Genomic DNA, 17,800 nt, shown 5'->3' on the forward strand with positions numbered 1-17,800 from the left:
GCCTTTCACTGACGGTGTGCCGCAGATCCGGATGATTGCGAATGGCCGCTCCTGGCACTTCTGAGACGTAAGCGCTTGGTCCGCTTCAGCCCTCAAGAGCCGACGCTTGGTGAGCTCTCGGAATGTGAAATTTTGACCCTCAGCGGACACTGCCGGTGCCAAGGTTTGCCGGCGATTTCCGCCGGGCCTGACGGAGCGCATCATGGACCGGAGCGACCACTCCTCCGCTTTCGTTTCGGCAATCGAGGACATGATAGCGGACGTTTGCGATTTCTCCCGCCAGCTCCAACGATAGGTCCTTGCGCGTGCTCGGCAGAGGAAAATCCGACTATGGATCCTTGTACGGTTCAAGCAGCCAGTCCCGAAGCGCCTCGATGACAGCGGCAGGGTTCTCGAGCGGGGTCATGTGCCCACTCCTGGGAATGACGACCAGCTTCGCCTGTGGAACCAGACGGGCCATCTCGTAGTGGTCTGCCAGGGGCGTCACCCGATCGTTCTCGCCGCACAGGATCATGACGGGGCATGTCAGGGACCGAAGGACATTGGTGCCGTCCTTTCGTTCGATGCCGTTCTGCCTGACGAAGGTCTCCGCGCCGAGTCGCTCCGTCATGGCCCTAATCCTCGCAACGATCCGCTCATCCGCGACATGGGAAGGATCGAGGTAGGTGGTCAGGAGGCGATCGCCGAAACCGTGGAACCTGCCGGGCGCAAGAGCCGCCTTATTGAGTGCATGCCGACCAGCCAGTCGCTCCGATGTATCGGAGCGAAAGGACGTATCGAGGAGGGCGAGATGCGTGATCCGGTCATGGGCAAGGCGGGCGATCTCCTGAGCCACATATCCCCCCAGGGAGAACCCGGCGAGCGCAAAGCGCGCCGGTGCGTCGGCCAGTACGCTCTGGGCTAGTTCCCTTAGGGTCCCGCCCTTGGTGATGTCGGCAATATGGCACGTCGCGATCCCGGAAAGCCCGCTAACCTGATCGCGCCAGAGCTCAGCATCGTTGAGTAGGCCAGGGATCAGGATTAACGCGGCTCGTTCAGCACCAGCCGAGCGGCTCTCCGTCCGGCCCTCCGCCCTCAGTTCCATCCTATGCTCTCCTTGCTACCGGACCGCGCGCATTCCTTACACCTCACAAACCACAGAATTTCCGCTCAGGCGAGCAAAGCCATGAAGCCTGACCCTGCGCTTGGGCTTGTCTGCTGAGAGGCTAAACAGGAAGGCGATAAGGTTGTACTATCTGCCCGGCGGTGGATCCCATAGAAGCCTGAGAATTTAGACGCGGGCGAACTGCTTATGGCACGCTTGAGCACCTAGCAGCCCAAATCGGAGTGGCTAGTGCCGCAGGTCTGCGAGGAAACGTTGCGCGCGGGGATGCTTGGGGCTGGCGAAGAACGCGTCTGGCTTCGCGTCTTCCAGAAGAACACCTTTGTCGAGAAACCAGACACGGTCCGCCACCTCACGGGCAAACCCCATCTCGTGAGTGACGCACATCATGGTGATGCCCGTGTGTGCGAGGCCCTTGATGACGGCCAGCACTTCCCCAACCATTTCCGGGTCTAGCGCCGAGGTTGGCTCGTCGAACAGGATGATCGGCGGATCCATGGCGAGCGACCGTGCAATGGCGACCCGTTGGCTCTGCCCGCCGGACAACTGGCTAGGATAGGATCCGGCCTTGTCTTCCAAGCCCACGCGGGCAAGCAACGTCCGCGCCTTTTCTTCGGCCTCGACTCGGCTCATGCCGCGGAGCTTACGCGGAGCCAGGGTGATGTTGTCCATCACGCTCATGTGCGGGAAGAGGTTAAACTGCTGGAAGACGAAGCCAATGTCCCTTCGCAGACGGTTGACGTTAACCGTCTTGGCATGGGTCTCCTGTCCGTTGACCGTAATCTTTCCGCTGTTGATTGGCTCTAGGCGGTTGATGGTGCGGATGAGCGTGGTCTTGCCCGACCCGGAGGGGCCGCATAGGACGACCACCTCACCCTTGCTTACCTCGGCGGTGATATCGTTGAGGACCTGAATATCTGGCCCGTACCATTTATTGACTTTGTCGAAGCGGATCATGGCATCGGTTCCGTGGCCAGAATATTTGTCTGGGGTTGCGCCCCGCGTCCCCCGGTCGTGCCTTGGCGGCTGCGTGCGATACGCTGTTCAAGCCAGCGTGCCGATTGCGTGAGCGTGAAGCAGATAATGAAATAGGTTACGGCGAGGATGGTGAAGACTTCCACAGGCTGGACAAGGAGCTGACTGTTCAGCTGGGCGGCCGCATAGGTAAACTCGTTGACCGAGATCACATAACCGAGCGAGGTCTCCTTAATTAGCGAGACGAACTGGCCGATGAGCGCCGGTAGCGAGTTGTAGAGCGCCTGTGGCAGAATTACGAGCGTGAGAGTCCGGAAGTAGCCGAAGCCCAGCGAGCGAGCCGCTTCCTCCTGTCCCTTAGGCAGTGCCTGGATGCCTGCGCGGATGACCTCGGCCAGATAGGCGCTCTCGTAGAGCACCAGCGCTCCGACCAGGGTCCAGAAGCCACTGAGCGGCCGTCCGATGAGGACCGGCAGCGCGAAGTAGCTCCAGAAAAGGACCATCAGGAAGGGAGTGCCCCGTACCACGTGAACGATGGAGGCTGCTGGCAGGCTTACCCAGCGAAATGGGCTGATGCGAGCAACGGCAAGAAGTACCGCCACAGGAAATGCTAGCGCCAGTCCGGCGACCGCGAGCAGAAGCGTCGCGACGATGCCCCCCAAAGGGCCGTTCGGATACTGGCCAATGAAAAGCAACACCCAGTTGTTCTGAATGATCTCCAGCATGGTTATCGGACCCGCATGCTGAGGCGGCGTTCAGCCAAGTTGCCGACGGCCATGATGATGAAGGAGAGAAGGAGGTAGAGGCCCGTAGCGACCAGGAATATCTCGAAGGTACGGAAGGTGTCGCTATCGATCTGGCGCGTCTGGTAGGTCAGTTCATGGACGCCAATCGCGATTGCGATTGAAGTGTTCTTAAAGAGCAGCAGTGAGTGATTGACCAATGGCGGTATCGACAGTCGGAGGGCCTGCGGTACCACGATGTACGACATTGTCTGAATGTAGTTGAAGCCGAACGAGCGCCCGGCCTCATACTGCGTCACCGGCACTGCACGGAGGCCGCTCCGGAGCGCCTCGGAGATGTAGGCGGCGTGACAGAGCGCGATGGCAATCATAGCGAGGATGAACTCGCTGTTGTTGCGGTTTAACCATTCACGCCAAGCTTCCGGAAGGATCTCCGGCATGGCGAAGTACCAGAACAGGATCTGCACCAGCAGCGGGATGTTCTGGTGGATCTCGACGAAGATGGAAACGAACCAGACGGCGGGCCGGAAACCCGTCGCTCTTAATACTGCCAAGGTTGTGCCCAGTACGAACGCAAGCACCCATGCGCCCGCAGCCAGCAGCAGCGTGACGCGAATGCCCGCCAAGAGCCAGTCGATGTACTGGTCTGTAAGGACGGCCGAGAAATCAAACACATAGCCCATGGCAATCCTCTAGATGCAGTCAGTCCCCAGTCACAGGACTAGGTACTGAAGCTCATGGTACCTGTATCAAGACGCTGGGCGCAGGACCGGATCGCTGACAGGCTTGTCGAACTTGAACGGCTTCTTCATCTTATAGACGGTCGTTTCGCCGAGCCATTTGTCGAAGATCTTCTGGCCTTCACCGCTCTCCTCGAGGCGCTTCAGCGTAGCGTTTACCTGCTCCAGAAGGGCTGGCTCGTTCTTGCGAATGCCGAGGCCCCAGAACTCTTCCGCCACTGGCTGGTCAATGAACTTGAACTTCTCGCCGGTCTGCGCGACGAATTTCTCCGCGTTGATCTCGGACAAGATCATTGCGTCGACCTTCGATTGAGCAAGCGCCATGAATGCCGACGGCGGATCTTGGAAGGTCAGCAGCGTCGCCTGGGGGAGAGCCTCGCGCACATAACGTTCGGAGCTTGATCCCTTAGGTGCGCTGATTTTGCTTTTTGCGAGATCGTCGATCTTGGAAAAGTTGGAGTCGGCCTTCACGAGAAGCTTCTGGAGGCTGACGAAGTACGCTGTGGTATAGGCGATCTGCTGGGCGCGCTCGGGCGTGTACCCGAGGTTTCCGGCAAGGACATCTACGCGTGCCTGAACGAGTTCAGGAATGCGCGCCTCAACCGACATCGGCTTCATCTGCAGCTTCACGCCTATGTCATCGGCAATCGCCTTGCAAAGGTCGATGTCGTAGCCGACGATCTCGCGGGTGCTGGGATTGGCAAAACTGAACGGCTCGGCCGTTCCCAGCGTTCCGCAGATCAGCGTGCCGCGGGACTTGATGTCAGCCAGCTGGTCGGCGGTGCCGGTGCCGACGGATAGCACCGTGGCCACCAGGGCAATTGTGAAGCACTTGAGTTTCATAGTTGCGTTTCCCTCACGTTGTTATTTCGGCATATACAGGCTGAAAGCCCTCAGTAGTCAGGCCTGTGCGTAGGCTCCAACATAAGTTCCTTCGGCGATCTGCCGAAGCATTTCTTCTTCCTTGCGCTCTTGGGCTCGGACCGCCTGGAGGAGTTCGCTGGCTACCGTCACTGGGAACGCGACCACCCCGTCAGCATCACCCACTACGATGTCGCCTGGGTTAATGACCATTCCGCCAATGCAGACCGACTCTCCGATCGCGCCCGGACCGTGCTTGTATGGCCCCCGGTGGATGGCAGCGCGTGCAAAGACAGGAAAATCGTCACAACCTATGGTGCCGCTGTCACGGATTGCGCCATCAATCACGAAACCAGCGAGCTTCCGGCTCTTAGCAATCGCGACCATGATTTCACCGATGAGCGCACGGGACGTCTCGCCGCCGCCGTCCACCACGACAACATCACCCGGTTGAGCCAGGTCCAGTGCCTTGTGGATGAAGAGGTTGTCGCCTGCGGCGACTTTGACGGTGAACGCCCGGCCGACCATCGTGCCGGCAATGCGATGGAACGGATGCAGGCCAACCGCGCCCGGCAGGCGCTCAAGATTGTCACTGATCACCGCCGTCGCCGCTGTGCGGAACTCGGACAGCAACGCATCGGAAAGATCATCGTGGGCTGCAACTGTCGACATCGTTGTCCTTTTGTTTTGGAATTGCGTCGGACCACGGGTCCTAAACGAGAGCCTTGCAGGCCTTGCGGATGGCCCGGCAGCCGGCCTCTATGTCTTCCATCGCCCCGCCGAACGACATCCGGAGATAGGGAGACATGCCGTAGGCGCTTCCGTCGAGGACAGCCACATGGGCGCTCTCGAGCAGATAGAGAGACACATCGAGGTCGGACGTCAGGACCTTGCCGTCGGGCGTGGTTTTCCCGATCAGGCCGGCGACGGACGGATAGAAGTAGAACGCCCCCTCCGGCTTGCGGATGTCCATGCCGGGAGTGCCGTCCAGCAGCACGAACATGCGGTCGCGGCGCTTCCGGAATGTCTCGGTAGCCTCTGCCACACAGGCTTGGTCCCCGGAAAGGGCAGCGGCAGCAGCCGCCTGACTCACGGAACTCGCACACGACGTGCTCTGGCCGATCAGCTTGTTCATGGCGGCGATCAGAGCGGCCGGACCGGCCGCGTAGCCGATGCGCCAGCCCGTCATCGCATAAGCCTTGCTAACGCCGTTTACGATCAGGAGACGGTCCTTCAGGTCCGGCGCCACCTCGCCCAGGCTCAGAGCCTTTCCTTCGTAGGTGAGGTGCTCGTAGATCTCGTCAGTCATGACCGACACGTGAGGCGACCCGCGCAGCACCTCCGCCAGCGCCGACAGGTCCTCTCGGGAGTAGACCGTGCCCGTTGGGTTGTTCGGTGAGTTGAGCACCAGCCACTTCGTCCGGGGCGAAATAGCGGCCCTCAAGGTCTCTGGCGTGAGCTTGAAGCCGTTCCCTTCCGGGCAGGGCGCGGTGATGGGCTTGCCGCCGTGGATCGTGGCGATGTCGGGGTAGCTGACCCAGTAAGGTGCCGGGACGATCACCTCGTCGCCCTTGTTCAGGGTCGCCGCGAAGGCCTCATATATGAGCTGCTTGGCGCCGACGCCGACGATCACCTCGTTCAAGGCGTAGTCCAGGGCGTTGTCTCGTCTGAGTTTCTCGATAATCGCCTTGCGGAGAGCGGGCGTACCCATCGGAACGGTATAGTGCGTGTCCCCACCTTCCGCGGCCGAAGTGGCTGCACTGACGATGTGGGCCGGCGTATTCAGGTCGGGTTCGCCGATGGTGAGGTCGATCACAGTCTTGCCTGCGGCCTGCAGTTCCAGGACCTTCTGCTTGGCAACGATGCTTGCCGAAGGTTTCAACGCGATAACGCGTTCCGCAAGCCCGATCGTCATCTCACGCCTCCCGCTCAGGTGGATCTTGACGAACTTCAGGCTAATGTTGACCGGTTATTGAAAAAAGAGATATTAAATCATGCCAATCCATCACTTTTTGGCATGACAATGCTCTCGCTCCGGCAAATTGAAGCACTCGTCTGGATCGCCCAGCTCGGAACGTTCGAACGTGCTGCTGCCAGACTCAACACGACGCAGTCAGCAATTTCGAAGCGCATGAACGAGCTAGAGGCTACCGTCGGCTTCGCGCTTTTCGATCGGTCCCAGCGCGGTTCAAAGCTGACGCAACGTGGCGAGGAAGTGCTCGAGATCGCGCGCAAGATGCTCGAGCTTCGGGATGAGGTCGCAGCGATCAAGTCTGGTAGTCGCGCGAGGATCCAGCGCCGGGTGCGGATCGGCGTCACCGAGCTGACCGCTATCACTTGGCTTCCTCAGCTGATCTTCGCAATTCAAGAAAGGTACCCGGGCATCACAATCGATCTTGAAGTCTCAAGCAGTCGTACGCTGTACGAGAGCCTTCAGAGCGGCCAGCTCGATATCATCGTCTGTCCCGATGTATTCAACGAAACTAACGTGAAAACAGTCCACTTGGCGAAGGTCGACTTCGGCTGGATGGAAAAGCCGGGCTTTACAGGACAAGGCCGGGTTCTTCCCGTGCAGGAGCTAGTATCTTATCCGCTGCTGCTGCAGGGAGGCCGTTCCGGAGCGGGATCTCACCTGGCCAAGTGGCTCCTGTCCGAGCGGCTCGTATTCGAACGCGTTTTGATCACCGACAGCTTGATGGCGGTTGTTGGCATGACGGTATCGGGACTCGGCATCAGCCACTTGCCACGGCTCTGCTTTAAGCACCTGATCGACGATGGAAGGCTGAGGATCATCGAGACGAAGCCACTACTGCCTGAGATCCCGTACCTAGCCATTTTTCGGCAAGATCATCCCTCGCAGTTCATCGGGGCACTCGCGGAGCTAATGCGGGAGCTTTGCGATTTCTCGGAGGGCCTCGCGAAACCATGACTATCGCCTGTTGACGCTGCGCCAAAGTCAGTACTCCGCACAGCCGATCGGGATGTGGGCCAACGCCCGGGTGAGAAGATGCCGGGTAGAGCGCAGGGCCTCGAGCAGCTTGCTGGCGATATCACCGTCATCATGCGCCGGGACCGTCTCGAATGACCATGCTGCATGTGATCGGACCTCCGGGGCGGGTCGGCACGTCAGCCGGAATGCCGTGGATTGATGCCGGTTCGGCCGCGGACGTATCCGAACGAGAGTGCCGATGCCAAACGCGCGATCCGCTGCTCCAGGATCTCCTGCTCGACGAGGAGGGCCCTGATCGCCAGTTTCGGGTCACCTCCGCAAGCCCCGATCACGGCTAGGACTTGAGCGTTCATCTCGTCCAGGTCGGATACGGTCTGTGTCTGGTCAGTCATCGTCACCTCCATCATGGAGAGCGAGGTTACTGATTCTGGGGCTGGGACACTACCGAAATGTTCTTGCTTTGTTCAGTGTTTGTGGAATGTGGGGACAGCCCGAATGTTTGTAGAACCAGGTTCAGGTATCTGGCGTTCATGCGTGCCTGAGTGGATTGGAATTCGCCAACTGCTGAAGGTCTGGAAATGGCACATCTGAGACATTGCGGTTTTGTCAGCTTTGAAGGGTAAAGCAGACATCTTCAGCAGAAAATTTCCGGCACAGGTTTGCTGATCCTGTGCTTCCTACACAGCATCCAATGAGCAGGAAAACGGATCGACAGGCTAATCAAGCCGAGCAGTGGCGTAGATTGAGCATTGAGAAGCTACAAACCGAAAGAGGAAAGATCTCCCTCAAATCCAATACGGCATTCGCGGCTTCATGTGGCTCGGGAACTTCGCGCTCATGAGCGGCTCCGCCGATGTGAAAAGCAGTCTTCGACGGAATGCCGGAGGCGTCTCCACGATCTCGATGTCCCGTGCCGTCGGCTCCGTGGACCAGAAGTCGGGAATGCCGTTACCCATGAATGGCTCCTCCTGTGTCCAGCAAGGCACCCTGAGGCTCCAGCGCTGAGCCAAATGCTCCCCGATGGCACCGATCCACGCGTCGTTCCAGTCAAGGTCTAGCGGCACGGGCGCCGGATCGAGCATCGCCTGCTGGGTGTGCCTGTCCTGCTCCAAGTAGAAGGCCTCCTGGAACTGGTACATGGCGTGGTGGAACCAGTCTGGATTCCCGCGAATAAGTTCAGCCACATCGGCAAGCGACTTCGGCTTGTACTTCAATGGCGGTCCCAAGCCGAAGCGATCGAGGCCCTGCTCGAACGTGGACAGTCTCCACTCGACAACCTTCCGCAAGTCACTGTCCTCATCCGTCCTCCTCTGGATGTACGGCATGACAAGCTTTCTGAGGCCCTTACCCGTCCTGATGCCAGCATCGGCTGCGATCCGGAAGGCTCCCTCCAGGTCCTCGACAGTGGTGTCGGGCATTGGACGCATAGTGGCGAGGAACACCATTGCGAGTAGGAGATGGGGCGGAGCCGCCAGTACCCGAAGCCCGGGCCTTTCCCACGAGGGATACATCCCGGTGGGGAAGTCGCCAGACTGCGGGGTGCCATCCCGGCACAGTCTGGGCAGGAGGCGCTCGACCCAGCCATCGGGAAGCCATACGACCTGTCCTGCCCGTTCGCAGGCCTGTCGTATGGGACCACTTTTGCCATCGAACGAGATGTCGACCTGTTCGATGGGGTTGCCGTCATCGTTCCATCCATAGTGCAGGAGGAAGACGTGGCCGGAGCAGACCATGATCTCGCCCAGCATTCTCCGGTCGCGGAGTTCCTCGCCCGCGAGGTTCAGGGCCTTAAGGATGAGGTCAGGATTGACGAGCGAGAAGACGGACATCGCGTGACGCCTTGCCAGGGACCGCCCTATCTAATGTGATTTCGACATCATGGTTTCCGAAAACGAGGAGGTTGTTTCCGAGGCAAAGTAACGATCCTCGCGGTTTCCCATCAGCCTATCAGCCTCGTTCCGTCGCGGGATAATGGTTGATAAGGATTTGCGCATACGTTCGCGCCAGATCCAGCCACGTTGCGATCATCAGATCTCCCCAGACATCATCGCGCTCGCTGCCATTGGGCTGACGCTGAGCCAACGTTCGAGAGCTATCGCTTTTCGCCTCCAGTGGGCTCTGAGAGCCTGAGCGGCCAGCGCTTTCCGTATGCCTAGTCCTGGAATGTTGTGCCCACACGGCGGATCGTCGAGAAGCGGCTCTCGGCATAAACCGACGTGTAAGGCACCTGGACATATTCAAAGGTTTTCCGAACAGCCCAGCTCGGCAGCCTGTCCCTGTATCTGGCGAAGTTCGGATGGGGTCCGGCTCCGAAGAGGACCTCGTTCAGGTTCAGTCCGACCCCAACATAGAAGGATCGTTCAATCGGGTAGCCGAGCTCGCGCTCCTTGTCCTCAAAGCCGCGCGCATCGAAGCCGGCGTGCAGTTCGACGTAGCGTAGAGGCGTGTTCTTGAGCGTTTCAAATCCGCTGCCCTTCAGCGCTATGATGTACCGCTGGCGCTCGTATGGGGGCAGAATACCGTTTTCCCCTGTGATGCCCGGTCGCTCAAAGCTCGCAGGCGTGTACATGATCCGCCAGTCCAGCTTCTCCCGCAGCCCCGGGACGGAATTCCGGAAGACTGAGAACAGCGCGCCAACGCCGTTGGCGACGATGTCCTCGCGCGAGAAGCGGTGCCGGCCGGTGAAGCCGTCAACGGTCTCCACCAACCCCATGATGCCGAATGCGACGAGTGCGGCCGTGATCGGAGCGCCCGTGGGATTGGACGCATTCGCCCGGATCCTGTCCGTCAGAAGGTCGGCAATGACGTAGGTCGAGAACGAGTGGCCGATCTTGTCCATGCCGCCGTGCCGGGTGTTCCTGGAAAACCATCCTTCCTCGATGGTCTGGAACCCGGAGGTGTTGCCCCAATCCCAGTCCTTGATACCGACGGTGACGATGGCGGCCCCAACGACAGCGAGTTCCCATCGGACCGCATGCAGATGATCGCCTAGCTGGCTGAGCGAGTAGAACGTCGGAGGGAGAGGCGTTGGCTCAAGGTTTTCCGCCATAGTCGGCGGAGTCGAGGTGGCCGCGACCGCGGGCGCTCTCGCAGGCTGCTCCTGCGCTAAGGGTGTCTCGGGGCGCAAGGCAGCGCCCAGGATTGCAAGACAAGCAACGAAGGCAACCACCCGCATTGGCCGATCCTCTTCCAGCGCCCCCTTGCCGTACCTTTCTATGGCAAGTGGCGGAACTCAACCCCCTTGGCGGAAGCGATCTGCCGCAGGGGACGGATAACTGGCCACAAAGGTAAACGAAGCCTCAAGGCGCAATTGGCTGACGCACTCCCTTGAAACAAGGAACATCTGGAAATGGCACATTCACGAAGTAGACCAAATGTCTGCTGACAAAGGGGGCAACAGACATTCCCGAGGCCTCAGCAATTTCCTCGGGTGACCCAACCCGGACCTTGCGCCGGGTGAAACCCAAAGGGGAGGGGAGCTCTGATCAACGTCCGGGGCTCCGCGATCTTTACGGCAGGGAAGGTTACCTTCGGGTGGCTAAGCATCCGCGCTTCAGTCGAGTAGTCTCATTGATCAAGTATTGCCCCGCCGCCATGAAGCTCGCTCCAGCAGGATCCAGGCTCGTGCCGATGATTGTCACCGGGAAACCATGGCGCGTTCCATGACGGTCTTGGCGACAGACTGGGTGACTGTCATGGCCAGGGTTCCGTAGTGGGAGCCCCACGCGCCCGAGACGCCCGGGGGGCGTGTGCCGAGGAAGATATCGTTTACCTGCTGCGTACTGTAACGCAGCAGTTCAGCCCCCTGAAGAAGGCGGGCTACCGCCTCGGTCATCGGACGGGCGAGGAATTCATCTTTGACCGCCTCACGCACCAAGATCTCGGTGTGCTGGATCATTGCATCGAAGCGTGCGTCCTGGCCCTTCAGAGGCCTCACTTCATCGAACAGAGCGTCGATGGTGCGTGGGTCCTTGATCATCGCGCGGCGCACGTCCATGCACATCATGTTGGCCGTGCCTTCCCAGATGCTGTTGAGCGGGGCTTCACGGTACAGCCGAGCCATCGGGTTTTCCTCGATGAAGCCGTTACCACCATGACATTGCAGCGCCTCGTAAGCGATGGACGGCGCCCGCGAGCAGTTGAAGAATTTGGCGGCAGGTGTTGCCACACGGGCAAGCAGCCGCTCATGCTCGACGGTGTCCAGATCATCGGTGGCACGGGCCACACGCAGCGCCATCAGCGTCGCCGCCTCAACTTCAACGGCCATGTCGGCCAGCACATTGGTCATCATCGGCCGATCCGCGATCGTGGTGCCGAAGGCGTCGCGGGTCGTCGTATGGTTCAAGGCAAGGGTCAACGACTGGCGCATGAGGCCGGCCGAGCCGACAGCAAAGTCAAGCCGGGTCAGGTGCGCGTGCGAGAGGATCTCCCGAATGCCCTTGCCCTCCTCGCCGACGCGGATGGCCAGCGTTCCGGCATACTCCACCTCACTCGAGGCGTTTGACTTGTTGCCCGCCTTATCCTTAAGCCGCTGCACGAAGAACCGGTTGTAGCTGCCGTCGGGCAAGGTTCGGGGCAGGAAGAAGCAGGTCACCCCTCCATCGACCTTGGCCAGCGTGAAGAAACCGTCGGACTGCGGCACCGAGCAGAACCACTTGTGACCGGTCATCTCGTACCAATGAGCCGTCTTGCCGTGATAGTCGGCGGAATGCGAGAAGCGCGCCGTGGTCTGCGTCTCACGCAAATCCGAGCCGCCCTGCTTCTCCGTCATCGCGTAACCGATGACGACCGACGGTTTGTCACCCACTTCCCTGCGGCTGAATTCGTATTCCGTTCCCTTGGCCTTCTCGGCCCAGATGGCGAGCGCAGGTTCGGCCGCGAAGCCTGCATAGGAGGCATAGGCCATGCCTGTTGGGCAGGCCGTCCCCTGCTCGACCTGGTTCCAGACGTAGGACAGCACTGCCCGGGCATAGTGCCCGTTCTTCTGGTTGGTGCGCCAAGCGAGGTTAGAGACTTCGTGCTTCCACGCCAGCGACATCAGCTCGTGCCAGCTCGGGTGGAAGTCGACCCAGTCGATGCGGTTGCCGAAGCGGTCATGCGTCTTAAGTTCGGGCAGATGGCGGTTCGCCAAGCGGGCCAGCTCCTGCACGTGCTCATCGCCCGCGAGTGCCCCAAGTGCCTTGCAGCGATCCGCCGCCCAGGGTGCCTCGCGCTCGATGGCGGCCTTGAGGACTACATCGCCCGTGAAGGCGTTGAACCCAGTGGCAGGCTGAGCCTGGTTGAGAACCTTGTGCGTGCCGTAGCGGTCGGTGGCCGCTTGGGGCGAGAAAGCCATGATCATGGGAGCCTCCAGACAATTTTTATCATTGGATCACATCCATTCGGCCTATCAGACGCGAAGCCCAGCGGCTTCATACTGTTGGAGCAGCAGTCACTTGCTGGGCTGATCGAGCCAACGGGTTCGCGATCGTATCGACAGACGCCATCCTTCCGGTTCGGAAAAGATCCGGGTCGGAGAGGTAGGCCCGCGCAAGCGGCAGCGCATCGACACCCCAGAAGAGCTCGCGACCTATGACGAGAGTGGGCACCCCGAAGACCCCCTGGGCAATGGCTTCGTCCGTGTTGCGACGCAGGGCCGCCTTGGCCGCGGCGCCGTCTCCCTGGCGGTCTGAACGGTCAATCCCGAGATCTTGCCACAGCTCCTCCCAGGCACCGTCCTCATTAGGATCATGCCCCTCGCGCCAAACGTAATCCATGACGCGCCGAACCACTCCTGGCTCGGCGCCGAGGGCGCACAGGACGCGAAGCGCTCGAAGCGGATTGAAGGGGTGAACCGGGGGGAAGCGCAGATCAATCCCGCGCCGCTGAGCCTCGAAGATGCACAGGCGGTAGGTGTGGATGCGCTTCGAGGGGATCTCGGCGGGGCCAAGATGTCCGTAGTGCTTGAGCAGGCCCGCGAACAGGACGGGTTTGTACGTGATCGGGATCGTACGGCCCAACTCCTCAACCTCGCCCAGGGCGAGATAAGCGTACGGTGACACAACGTCGAAGTACCAAGTCGCTTCCATCCCCATCCCCCTGCTTGTTCGCGAACACCTCAGTTTCCGCATCCCGTTTCACTTGATGAGCGCGGCGACCTCCCGAAACCGGGGGTGTTCGCAGGTGGTGAGCCATTCGAAGCTCACCATCTCGGTTGTGACAATCTCAGCGCCGTGCCGCTCCATGCGGCGAACGGCGGTTTCCTTGCTCTCGGTACGCCGGGATCCGAGGGCATCCCGGACTACGAAGACCTGCCTGCCATGCGCCAGGAGCCCGAGCACCGTCTGCAACACGCAGACATGCGCCTCGCAGCCGGCCACGATGATCGCCCGCTCCGCCGGCAACCTGTCCAGGAAGCCCGGCGAGCGTACCGCGTCGAAGGTCATCTTGTGGGCGACAGGACCGGACGGAGTGAGTTCCTGCACCGTGGGGCCTAGCCCAGCCGGGTTCTGCTCCGTGAACAGGACAGGGACATCGAGGATCGCCGCCGCATCGACAAGACGCCGGGCGTTGGCAATGACGGCGGGCCCGTCCTCGATGGCCGGCATGAGCCTGCCCTGGATGTCAATGACAAGAAGGGTGGAGTGCTCGCGATCGAGACAGGGCATTACCGCGTCTCCTGTTTCAGAAGGCTTATGCGCTCATCGATATAGGCTTCCATGCGCTCGGCTGCGGAAGCACCAAACATGCGGATGCGGCCCGTGTGGAGCAGCAGCAGGAGCCCCGTGGCATGAGCGAAAGTGTCGACCATGAGAAGGTCCGCGTCCGTGCGTGGGGAGCCCATCGCCTCGGCGGCGTCGGCGATCGGACGAAGGGCCGCTTCGAGGCCGTCGTTCAGGGACACGTCACGCACACGGCCAAGCCCCTTTGGCTTCATGCCGCCCCGGAAGAGATAGAAGCCGAGGTCGAGGTCGCGCGGGTTCTCGGCATAGAACCGGAAGAACGCCATCGCGGCCGCCCGCAGCCTCGCATCGGGTTCCCGGGCCTTTGCGACGGCATCGTCGACGGCAAGGCCGAGTGCGGCCAGCGACCCGTGTAACACCTCGGCGTAGATCGCCTCCTTGGAGTCGAAATGGAAGTACAGCGCCCCTGGGGTGTAGCCGGCCCGCGTCGCGATGGCGCGCAGGCTCGCCCCCTCCAACCCCTCGGCGGCAAACACCTCACGCGCCGCCTCCAGAATGAGCGCGCGCTTGTGGTCGCTGACCGCCTGCCGTCGCTCCGCCCGCCGAACCGCCATGTCGAACACCTCCGAGTCCGAAACAGTTGACAGAAATTCTAACACTGTTCAAGTTCGAGCGGTTCTAACAATCAAAATTGTCCGGAACAGCCATTGAGGAGGAAGCCATGCTGATGGACGCCGCCGCCTACCGCGAGTCCCTGCGCGCCTACAGCCCGCGCGTATTCGTCAGCGGCCAGAGGGTTGAGAGCGTCGCCGACGAGCCGCTGCTGGCTCCCGGCATCAACGGCGTCGGCGTGACCTACGACTTCGCTCATCGTCCCGAGCACCAAGCCATCATGACGGCGCGGCAGGGCACATCGGGCAAGACCGTCAACCGGATGCTGCACATCAATGAGACTTCGACCGACCTGCTCTACAAGCTCGAAGCGGTCCGGCTGGTGTGCAAGGTCTCGGGCTGCGCCCAGCGCTATCTCACCCACGATGCGCTGAACGGGCTATTCCAAGCGACGAAGCGCACTGACGACAATCACGGCACCGACTATTCGCAGCGTTTCCTGAATTATCTGCATGACGTTCAGGATCGGGACCTGACGCTCGGCGTCGCTATGACGGATGCGAAGGGCGACCGCTCGAAGCGACCGGGACAGCAGTCGAACCCGGACGTCTACGTGCACATCAAGGAGCGCCGATCCGACGGCATTGTCATTCGCGGTACAAAGGCCATCGTCACGGGTGCGCCCTACATGCACGAGTTCCTCGTCATGCCTTGCCGCACGCACACCAAGGAGGACGCGGATTTTGCGGTGTGCTGTGCCGTCCCTGTGGACGCGCCTGGCGTGACTATTGTAGCGAGGCCCGCAGGCCGACCTGGCGAGGCCGCGGCGAAGTTCTCGGCCAAGTACGGCCAGTCCACGGGCGTCGTGATCTTCGATGACGTGTTCGTGCCGCACGACCGCGTATTCCTTGCGGGCGAGTACGAGGAGGGCGGCTTTCTCACCACCTCCTATGCCACCCACCACCGTCACTCCTGCATCGGCGCGCGTGCGGGCTTCGGGGATCTCCTCATCGGCGCCGGTGCACTAATGATCGAGGCGAATGGGCTTGATCCGGACCGCCATGGTCACATCCGAGAGCAGATGGTCGATCTGATCACCATCACCGAGAGCTTCTATGCCTGCGGTGTTGCGTCGTCCGTCTACTGCACGAAGGACCCGGCTGGCTCTGTCATGCCGGACGCAGTGTTCTCCAACATCGGCAAGCTGCTGCTCGCGACCAAGATCTACGACATGCACAAGATCGCGCATTACGTCTCGGGCGGTCTGATCGTAGCCCTGCCGGGACCAGACGAGGATCATAACCCTGAGACCGCCGCCTCGCTGACGGCCGTGCTCGGTGGACGCCCCGATATCCCGATGGAGCAGCGCATGGAGGTGGCCCGCTTCATTGAGGATCTTACGGTCTCACACCAGGGCGGGTGGTACTCTCTCATTTCCCTGCACGGCGGCGGCTCGCCCGAGGCGATGAAGCGGGAGATCTGGCGCAACTACCCGGTCATGGAGAAGGTCGAGCTCGTCGAGAGCCTGCTCGACCGCGGCGTCCTCGACCAGGGCCAGCGCGTCTCCAAGCAACCCGGCCGCTGCTGCGCTACCGGATGTGAGGTGCCGGCCCTCCCGCAGGCAGCCGAGCCGGTCCCGATCGCGCCTGCTGCCGAGTGAACCCGTGGGCCGGACCCGACTGCCGCGCCTGCCATCGCCAACACAAGCATTGAGGGAAGAGGACCACGATCAAAGGTTTATTGGCGCTGGATGCGGTCGAACTGGCGCTTTGTGGCAAAGTGGCAGGCCGGCAGAACGTTACGTGAGTTGTTGCCCAGACTTTGATTTTGCCATTATCGGGGGAGCGATGCGCTGTGGAGGCTAAATGTCTCTTGATGGCACATCTGAGACCTAAGGCCTTGGTCAGGTTAGAGGCATAAAGCGGACATCTGAAAGGGCAGGAGATTTCCCTTGCTCCTCCTTCCCTCAGAGGCCTGCGGTGGTGTCGATCCACTTACCAAGTAGATCAGCAGCTTCGGTCCTGACTTAAAGGGGCTCCTCAGAACACACATAGAGGGCTATTTCGTGAGCCCCCGTATTATTGCGGTCAGCTCAAGGCCTGCTCGCCGGGTTGAGTCGCTGTCGTAATGCTCATCTCCGACACGAGTGCTGTTGTGTTGCAGCACCCCTTGCGTGAGGCCGCGATGCTCCCCACCGGAATAGGTCACTGTGGTCCTAACAGCACGGCGGAATGCATGCGGGCTCAGCCGGACCCCGATTGTCGCTTCTACGGTGTCGGTAATAGCAGCACCGACAGCCGAGTAGGTGAGGGGCTCTCCCGTGACAGCGATCCATAATGGGCCGCACATGACCTCTAATGAGCAGTCCGGAAGCGATCGCGTGGCTTTGGCTTGGGCCATTCCACAGCCAGAAGTGGCAGCCTGTCGGGCCAGCAGAATAGGCCGGAAGGTGGCGAGATATCGCTCCACTAGCGGGTTGAGATACTCCGGCACCTGCCTCTCGTCCACTCGGCCGCCCTTCGTGTCCTCGGACTCGAGGATGATCCACCAGCTACCGTCAAGACGGCTGAAGCTGGTTCCCAGCGTCAATTCGCCAAAGTTCTTGTGGCGGAAGGGACAGACCGCGAGCAGGGCTACCATCAGCCCATTGCGGGCCAGACACGCGCGTTTCCTCGGGCTGAGGTGAGTGGCGCTCTCAGCCTCCTTGAACAGAACTTCCCCCGCCTGTAGGAGCTCATTGGTTGTTACGTACTCGCGACGGCGCTTCGGGCGTGCCTGGGCCCGTAGATCCGCCTCGATCGCACGCAGCCAGACCAAGTCTTTCTCGGGCGCCAAGATCTCGGTCATCCGCCTCAGCTTGAACACGGACTGAGATCTGGTGACGCTACCCCAATGTGGCTCGACTAGCGCGATAAACCGCGCCACGGCCTCTGGAGTAATCTGGGCGCCTCGAAGTGCACTCAAGTCGAGGTGCCCTGCCTGCATCAAGGTCCAGAGGAAATAGCCATAGCGCCGCGCGAGATCGTCCTGGGACACAGGCTTTATATGCGAAGCCCGGCCACCAAGGCGGAGTCGCTGCGTCGGACGGCACGCCTCAGCCCAGGCACGCTGGTCGTCGTCTGGCCAGAAGGAGAGGGGAAGGGAGCGGATCATTT

17 protein-coding genes are annotated in these 17,800 nt (G+C 60.9%); 2 read left to right on the forward strand and 15 right to left on the reverse strand.

Annotated elements, in window-relative coordinates:
* Window positions 1-328 precede the first annotated feature (328 nt).
* From AC0QTX_RS19295 to AC0QTX_RS19325, 7 genes are all read right to left on the reverse strand, one after another.
* Window positions 329-1,084, reverse strand: coding sequence for an alpha/beta fold hydrolase (locus tag AC0QTX_RS19295; RefSeq protein ID WP_474605440.1), 756 nt, complete (start codon window positions 1,082-1,084; stop codon window positions 329-331).
* A 246-nt stretch (window positions 1,085-1,330) separates the two neighbouring features.
* Window positions 1,331-2,059, reverse strand: coding sequence for an amino acid ABC transporter ATP-binding protein (locus AC0QTX_RS19300; RefSeq protein ID WP_474605441.1), 729 nt, complete (start codon window positions 2,057-2,059; stop codon window positions 1,331-1,333).
* Window positions 2,056-2,802 (reverse strand): amino acid ABC transporter permease, encoded by a 747-nt coding sequence (locus AC0QTX_RS19305; protein WP_474605442.1) that lies wholly within the window; start codon window positions 2,800-2,802, stop codon window positions 2,056-2,058. Before AC0QTX_RS19305 ends, AC0QTX_RS19300 begins: the two co-directional genes overlap by 4 nt.
* A gap of 2 nt (window positions 2,803-2,804) precedes the next feature.
* On the reverse strand, window positions 2,805-3,503 hold the full coding sequence (locus AC0QTX_RS19310) for an amino acid ABC transporter permease (protein WP_474605443.1): 699 nt from the start codon (window positions 3,501-3,503) through the stop codon (window positions 2,805-2,807).
* 66 nt (window positions 3,504-3,569) lie between these two features.
* On the reverse strand, window positions 3,570-4,403 hold the full coding sequence (locus AC0QTX_RS19315) for an ABC transporter substrate-binding protein (protein WP_474605444.1): 834 nt from the start codon (window positions 4,401-4,403) through the stop codon (window positions 3,570-3,572).
* A gap of 57 nt (window positions 4,404-4,460) precedes the next feature.
* Entirely contained in the window at window positions 4,461-5,093 is a 633-nt protein-coding gene (locus tag AC0QTX_RS19320) for an RraA family protein (protein WP_474605445.1), read from the reverse strand.
* 40 nt (window positions 5,094-5,133) lie between these two features.
* Window positions 5,134-6,336 carry an aminotransferase class I/II-fold pyridoxal phosphate-dependent enzyme gene (locus AC0QTX_RS19325; protein ID WP_474605446.1) on the reverse strand — a complete coding sequence of 401 codons (1,203 nt, stop codon included), beginning with the start codon at window positions 6,334-6,336 and terminating at the stop codon, window positions 5,134-5,136.
* Between the two features lie 18 nt (window positions 6,337-6,354).
* Here AC0QTX_RS19325 and AC0QTX_RS19330 point away from each other — a divergent pair, with 18 nt between their 5' ends.
* Window positions 6,355-7,350 (forward strand): LysR family transcriptional regulator, encoded by a 996-nt coding sequence (locus AC0QTX_RS19330; RefSeq protein ID WP_474605447.1) that lies wholly within the window; start codon window positions 6,355-6,357, stop codon window positions 7,348-7,350.
* A 197-nt stretch (window positions 7,351-7,547) separates the two neighbouring features.
* Here the strand turns inward: AC0QTX_RS19330 and AC0QTX_RS19335 are convergent, their stop codons facing one another.
* From AC0QTX_RS19335 to AC0QTX_RS19365, 7 genes are all read right to left on the reverse strand, one after another.
* Entirely contained in the window at window positions 7,548-7,763 is a 216-nt protein-coding gene (locus tag AC0QTX_RS19335; protein ID WP_474605448.1) for a hypothetical protein, read from the reverse strand.
* A gap of 393 nt (window positions 7,764-8,156) precedes the next feature.
* Window positions 8,157-9,200, reverse strand: coding sequence for a hypothetical protein (locus tag AC0QTX_RS19340; protein ID WP_474605449.1), 1,044 nt, complete (start codon window positions 9,198-9,200; stop codon window positions 8,157-8,159).
* Window positions 9,201-9,523: 323 nt separating this feature from the next.
* The gene (locus AC0QTX_RS19345; protein WP_474605450.1) at window positions 9,524-10,546 is read right to left on the reverse strand and encodes a DUF2279 domain-containing protein; all 1,023 of its coding nucleotides are present in this window, start codon (window positions 10,544-10,546) and stop codon (window positions 9,524-9,526) included.
* Between the two features lie 462 nt (window positions 10,547-11,008).
* On the reverse strand, window positions 11,009-12,712 hold the full coding sequence (locus tag AC0QTX_RS19350; protein WP_474605451.1) for an acyl-CoA dehydrogenase family protein: 1,704 nt from the start codon (window positions 12,710-12,712) through the stop codon (window positions 11,009-11,011).
* 70 nt (window positions 12,713-12,782) lie between these two features.
* Window positions 12,783-13,439 carry a DsbA family protein gene (locus AC0QTX_RS19355; protein ID WP_474605452.1) on the reverse strand — a complete coding sequence of 219 codons (657 nt, stop codon included), beginning with the start codon at window positions 13,437-13,439 and terminating at the stop codon, window positions 12,783-12,785.
* 48 nt (window positions 13,440-13,487) lie between these two features.
* Entirely contained in the window at window positions 13,488-14,018 is a 531-nt protein-coding gene (locus AC0QTX_RS19360; protein WP_474605453.1) for an isochorismatase family protein, read from the reverse strand.
* Window positions 14,018-14,647, reverse strand: a complete 630-nt coding sequence (locus tag AC0QTX_RS19365) for a TetR family transcriptional regulator (RefSeq protein WP_474605454.1) — start codon at window positions 14,645-14,647, stop codon at window positions 14,018-14,020. The genes AC0QTX_RS19360 and AC0QTX_RS19365 overlap by 1 nt, the downstream gene beginning before the upstream one ends.
* Before the next feature lie 107 nt (window positions 14,648-14,754).
* Between AC0QTX_RS19365 and AC0QTX_RS19370 the strand changes: the two genes are divergently transcribed.
* Entirely contained in the window at window positions 14,755-16,305 is a 1,551-nt protein-coding gene (locus AC0QTX_RS19370; protein ID WP_474605455.1) for a 4-hydroxyphenylacetate 3-hydroxylase family protein, read from the forward strand.
* 398 nt (window positions 16,306-16,703) lie between these two features.
* On the opposite strand, the gene AC0QTX_RS19375 is transcribed toward AC0QTX_RS19370, so the two are convergent.
* Window positions 16,704-17,798 (reverse strand): site-specific integrase, encoded by a 1,095-nt coding sequence (locus AC0QTX_RS19375; protein ID WP_474605456.1) that lies wholly within the window; start codon window positions 17,796-17,798, stop codon window positions 16,704-16,706.
* Window positions 17,799-17,800 lie beyond the last annotated feature (2 nt).

The organism is Microvirga sp. jy35 (assembly GCF_056148915.1).

Excerpts from the sequence above, each read along its gene's own strand:
- AC0QTX_RS19310 (WP_474605443.1), bottom strand. The coding sequence starts at position 3,503 with ATGGGCTATGTGTTTGATTTCTCGGCCGTCCTTACAGACCAGTACATC.
- AC0QTX_RS19365 (WP_474605454.1), bottom strand. The coding sequence starts at position 14,647 with ATGGCGGTTCGGCGGGCGGAGCGACGGCAGGCGGTCAGCGACCACAAG.
- AC0QTX_RS19335 (WP_474605448.1), bottom strand. The coding sequence starts at position 7,763 with ATGACTGACCAGACACAGACCGTATCCGACCTGGACGAGATGAACGCT.
- AC0QTX_RS19355 (WP_474605452.1), bottom strand. The coding sequence starts at position 13,439 with ATGGAAGCGACTTGGTACTTCGACGTTGTGTCACCGTACGCTTATCTC.
- AC0QTX_RS19305 (WP_474605442.1), bottom strand. The coding sequence starts at position 2,802 with ATGCTGGAGATCATTCAGAACAACTGGGTGTTGCTTTTCATTGGCCAG.
- AC0QTX_RS19320 (WP_474605445.1), bottom strand. The coding sequence starts at position 5,093 with ATGTCGACAGTTGCAGCCCACGATGATCTTTCCGATGCGTTGCTGTCC.
- AC0QTX_RS19370 (WP_474605455.1), top strand. The coding sequence starts at position 14,755 with ATGCTGATGGACGCCGCCGCCTACCGCGAGTCCCTGCGCGCCTACAGC.
- AC0QTX_RS19350 (WP_474605451.1), bottom strand. The coding sequence starts at position 12,712 with ATGATCATGGCTTTCTCGCCCCAAGCGGCCACCGACCGCTACGGCACG.
- AC0QTX_RS19375 (WP_474605456.1), bottom strand. The coding sequence starts at position 17,798 with ATGATCCGCTCCCTTCCCCTCTCCTTCTGGCCAGACGACGACCAGCGT.
- AC0QTX_RS19360 (WP_474605453.1), bottom strand. The coding sequence starts at position 14,018 with ATGCCCTGTCTCGATCGCGAGCACTCCACCCTTCTTGTCATTGACATC.
- AC0QTX_RS19325 (WP_474605446.1), bottom strand. The coding sequence starts at position 6,336 with ATGACGATCGGGCTTGCGGAACGCGTTATCGCGTTGAAACCTTCGGCA.
- AC0QTX_RS19315 (WP_474605444.1), bottom strand. The coding sequence starts at position 4,403 with ATGAAACTCAAGTGCTTCACAATTGCCCTGGTGGCCACGGTGCTATCC.
- AC0QTX_RS19295 (WP_474605440.1), bottom strand. The coding sequence starts at position 1,084 with ATGGAACTGAGGGCGGAGGGCCGGACGGAGAGCCGCTCGGCTGGTGCT.
- AC0QTX_RS19345 (WP_474605450.1), bottom strand. The coding sequence starts at position 10,546 with ATGCGGGTGGTTGCCTTCGTTGCTTGTCTTGCAATCCTGGGCGCTGCC.
- AC0QTX_RS19340 (WP_474605449.1), bottom strand. The coding sequence starts at position 9,200 with ATGTCCGTCTTCTCGCTCGTCAATCCTGACCTCATCCTTAAGGCCCTG.
- AC0QTX_RS19300 (WP_474605441.1), bottom strand. The coding sequence starts at position 2,059 with ATGATCCGCTTCGACAAAGTCAATAAATGGTACGGGCCAGATATTCAG.